General features: G+C 74.2%; 2 protein-coding genes and 1 pseudogene. 2 read left to right on the top strand and 1 reads right to left on the bottom strand.

Annotation, left to right across the window (positions count from 1 at the left end):
* Nucleotides 1–71 precede the first annotated feature (71 nt).
* A complete protein-coding gene (locus DZF91_RS10575) occupies nt 72–1,370 on the bottom strand; it encodes an extracellular solute-binding protein (protein ID WP_117357296.1) in 1,299 nt (432 codons plus the stop codon).
* 177 nt (nt 1,371–1,547) lie between these two features.
* Between DZF91_RS10575 and DZF91_RS10570 the strand changes: the two are divergent.
* A pseudogene (locus tag DZF91_RS10570) lies at nt 1,548–2,642 on the top strand (LacI family DNA-binding transcriptional regulator); the annotation flags it as partial.
* A gap of 82 nt (nt 2,643–2,724) precedes the next feature.
* Nucleotides 2,725–4,311, top strand: a 1,587-nt coding sequence (locus tag DZF91_RS10565; RefSeq protein WP_147341095.1) for a glycoside hydrolase family 3 protein, incomplete at its 3' end; no start/stop codon positions are given.

Below are 4,311 nucleotides of genomic sequence, written 5' to 3'. Positions count from 1 at the left end.
GCCCCGGCCGGACGGGGTCCGGGCGGGGCGCCGCCGGTCGCCGGCCGCGGCGGGGAGCGTCAGCGGTTCGGTCATTGGCTCTTGGCCGCCTTGGTCACCTGCTCGCCGACCTGTCCGGGCGTCGCCCTGCCGCCGATGAGCGCGGCGACGCTGTCGTTGACCTGCTGTCCCACGGCGGGCGGGAACGCCTGGTCGAGGTACAGCTGGAACCCGGTGGAGGTGGCGAGCGCACCGGCGACCTGCTTGCGGCCGGGGTCGGTGAGCGCGCTCTCCGCGCCCTTCACGACCGGCATGAACGCGCCGGAGGAGACGAGTTCGTGCTCGTTCTCGCTGTTGATGAGGAAGGCGAGGAAGTCGACGGCCTCCTTGGGCGCGCCCTTGCCGAGGGCGTGGCCGTTGCCGCCGCCGAAGACGTCGGTGACGGCGCCCTGCCCGCCGTCCACGGCGGGGAACGGGAACCAGCCCTCGTCGTCGCCGAGTCCCTTGCCGGAGGCGTCCTTCTCCACCGCCGGGGCCCACTGGCCCATCAGCTCCATGGCGGCCTTGCCCGCGCCGACGCTGGCCGCCTCGCCGCCGGGGGTGTCGAACCCGGCGTTCTGGAAGCCGGGCTGGAAGGGCTGCAGGTCGACGAGTTCCTTGAGGTGCTGCCCGGCCCCGACGAATCCGGGGCCGGTGAAGTCGTTGGTCTTGGCGGCCTGCTCCATCGCGGACATGCCGCCGATGCGCATCGCGAGGTAGGCCCAGTAGTACATGCCGGGCCACTTGTCCTTGCCGCCGAGCGCGATGGGGGTGATGCCCGCGGCCTTGAGCTTGCGGACGTCGTCCAGGAACTCCGCCCAGGTCTTCGGCGGCGCCTTGATGCCGGCCTTCTCGAAGTGCCGCTTGTTGTACCAGAACCCGACCATGCCCATGTCGTACGGGACGGCGTAGGTCTTCCCGTCGAACTGGTACGGCTTCAGCGACACCGGGGTGACGGTGTTCAGCAGGCCGGACGCGGGCGAGGTCAGGTCCTTGACGAGTCCGGCGTCGATCTGCTGCTTGAGGACGCCGCCGCCCCAGGTCACGAAGATGTCGGGCACCTTCCCCGAGGCCGTGAGGGCCGTCATCTTCGACTTGAACGCCTCGTTCTCCAGGTTGGTGAGCTTGATCCTGACGTTCGGGTGCGCGGCCTCGTACGCCTTGGCGATCTTCGGGTAGATCGTCTTGGACGGCTCGGTGGTGGCGATGTCCATCCACTCGATCGTGACCTTGCCGCCCGACCCGGAGCCGCCGTCGCCGCAGGCGGCGAGCAGCGACGCGGCGGCGACCGCGGCCGCCCCCGCGGAGACTGCGGTCAGGAACGAACGGCGCGGCAGGTGGGGGATGCCCATGGTGGTCTCCTGGAGGGGTGGGCGGCGGCCCGAGCGGACGACGACCCGCTCGAAACATTTCGAAAAACTTCGAGGCTCCGTTGCCGTGGAACTCTAAGAACGTGTTCCCTTGCGGTCAAGGGTCTCTCGCGCACTTCTGGGGGGCGGCTCAAGCGCCGGCGCCGCCATCAGGGCACCATGGTCGCGCCATGTCGGACTAGGAGAGAGCGAAACATTGCGATACTGTTCGCAATCGTTCCCCGGGAGGAGAGAAGCGTGCCCGTGAGCACCACCGACGACAGGCCGGACCCGCCGTCCCGGCCGACGCTCGCCGTCATCGCGGCCGAGGCGGGGGTCTCCCCGGCCACGGTGTCCAAGGTCCTCAACGGCCGCACCGACGTGGCCGCCGCGACCCGCGAGCGGGTGGAGGCGCTGCTGCGCACCCACCACTACCCCGGTCCCGGCGGCGTCGCCCGGCGCACCCGCCGGTCCGGGCTGATCGACCTGGTGCTCGCCGGGCTGGACAGCCCGTGGGCGGTGGAGATCCTGCGCGGCGTCGAGGCCGAGTGCGCCGAACACGGGACCGGTGTCGTGGTGTCCCTCGTCCGCGACGACGACGCCCGCCCGCCGAGCTGGCAGAACCTGCCCGCGCTGCACCACAGCGACGGCGTGATCCTGGTGACCTCGCGGATGTCGCACCGCCAGCGCGCCCAGCTGGAGAAGGCGGGCGTCGGGCTGGTGCTGGTCGACCCGGTGAACCTGCCGGACACCGGCATCGCCAGCGTCGGCGCCACCAACTGGGCCGGCGGCCTGGCCGCCACCGAGCACCTCATCGGCCTCGGCCACCGCCGCATCGCGATGATCGGCGGGCCCGCCGACATGCTCTGCACGCAGGCCCGCGTGGACGGCTACCGGACGGCGCTGGAGCGCGCCGGGATCGAGGTCGACAAGGACCTCGTCCGGTACGGCGACTTCCACCACCGCGGCGGCTTCGCCCGCACCCAGGAGTTGCTGGAGCTGCCCGACCCGCCGACCGCCGTCTTCGCGGGCAGCGACGAGCAGGCCATGGGCGCCTACCAGGCGGCCCGGCTCGCCGGGCTGCGCATCCCCGAGGACCTCAGCGTCGTCGGCTTCGACGACCTGCCGACCTGCGAGTGGCTGTCGCCCCCGCTGACCACCGTCCGGCAGCCGCTGGAGGAGATGGGCCGCGTCGCCGCCCGCACCCTGCTCCAGCTGCTGGACGGCCGCCCGCCGCTGACCCCGCGCGTGGAGCTGGCCACCGAGCTGCGCGTCCGTGCGTCCACCGCCCCGCCGAGCTGGCCACCGAGCTGCGCGTCCGTGCGTCCACCGCCCCGCCGCCCCCCACGGAGGAACGATGACCGAAGCCGTCCCGGCCGCGCGCGCGGCCCGCGAAGCGTGGCGGGACCCCGCGCTGCCGGCCGCCGCGCGGGTCGCCGACCTGCTGGCCCGGATGACGCCGGAGGAGAAGGCGGGGCAGCTCGCCGGATACTGGGCGATGCCCGCCGAACCCGGCGAGCCCGTGGCCCCGATGGAGGACGACTTCCAGGAGACCGCGCCGTCGCTCGACGAGGTGGTCGCGCACGGCCTCGGGCAGCTCACCCGCGTGTTCGGGACGGCGCCCGTCACGGCGGCCGAGGGCGTGGCCCGGCTGCGCGGGCTGCAGCGCCGCGTCGCCGCCGGGAACCGGTTCGGCATCCCGGCGATCGCACACGAGGAGTGCCTCAACGGCTTCATGACGTGGGGCGCGACCATCTTCCCGAGCCCGCCCGCGTGGGGTGCCACGTTCGACGCCGGGCTCGTCGAGGAGATGGCGGCGGCGATCGGCTCGGTCATGCGGGCGGCGGGCGTCCACCAGGGTCTCGCGCCGGTGCTGGACGTCGTCCGCGACCCGCGCTGGGGCCGGACGGAGGAGTGCGTCGGCGAGGACCCGTACCTCGTCGGCGTCCTCGGCACCGCCTACGCGCGGGGCCTGGAACGGTCCGGCGTCGTCGCGACGCTCAAGCACTTCGCCGGGTACTCCGCGTCCCGCGACGGCCGGAACATGGCGCCCGCGCCGATCGGGCCGCGCGAGTTCGCCGACATCATGCTCGAACCGTTCGTCATGGCCCTGCGCGAGCGGGGTGCCCGGTCGGTCATGCACTCCTACACCGCCGTGGACGGCATGCCCGCCGCCGCGGACGAAAGCCTGCTGACGCGGCTGCTCCGCGACGAGCTCGGCTTCACCGGCGTCGTGGTCGCCGACTACTTCGGGATCTCGTTCCTGGAGTCCCGCCACCGCGTGGCCGGGGCGCGGGGGGAGGCCGCCGCCGCCGCGCTGCGCGCCGGCGTCGACATGGAGCTGCCGACCGTCCGCTGCTACGGCGCGCCGCTGCTCGAACAGGTCCGGAGCGGCGCCGTCCCGGAGGAACTGCTCGACCGCGCCGCCGCCCGCGTCCTGACGCTCAAGGCCGAGCTCGGCCTGCTGGACGGGCCGCCGCCCCCCGCCGGGACGGAGCCGGACACCGACGCGCCCGGCCTCGACGCGCCCGACCTCGACGCCCTTGGCGCCGATGCGCTTGCCCTCGATGCGCCTGGCCTCGACCCAGCGGGCTCCGACGCCCCGGACCTCGACCCGCCGGAGCACCGGGCGCTCGCCCGGCGCGTCGCCGAGGAGTCGGTGGTGCTGCTCGCCAACGACGGCGTGCTCCCGCTCGCCTCCGGCGCGCGGGTCGCCCTGGTGGGCGCGCTGGCCGACGACCCGTTCGCGATGCTGGGCGCCTACACCTTCCCCGGCCACGTCGGGCGCGGGCATCCGGACCTGCCGCTGGGCGTGGAGGTCCCGACGCTGGCCGACGCGCTCCGCGCCGAGGGAGCCGACCTGCGGGTGGCGGCCGGCGGCGACGCGCTGGAGCCCGCCGACGCCGACATCACCGCCGCGGCCGACGCCGCCCGGGCCGCCGAC

The sequence above is a fragment of the Actinomadura logoneensis genome (genome assembly GCF_003428695.1).
Lineage (GTDB): Bacteria > Actinomycetota > Actinomycetes > Streptosporangiales > Streptosporangiaceae > Spirillospora > Spirillospora logoneensis.
Note: the sequence above shows the minus strand (reverse complement) of the source record. Positions and strands in the feature narration are given on the sequence as shown.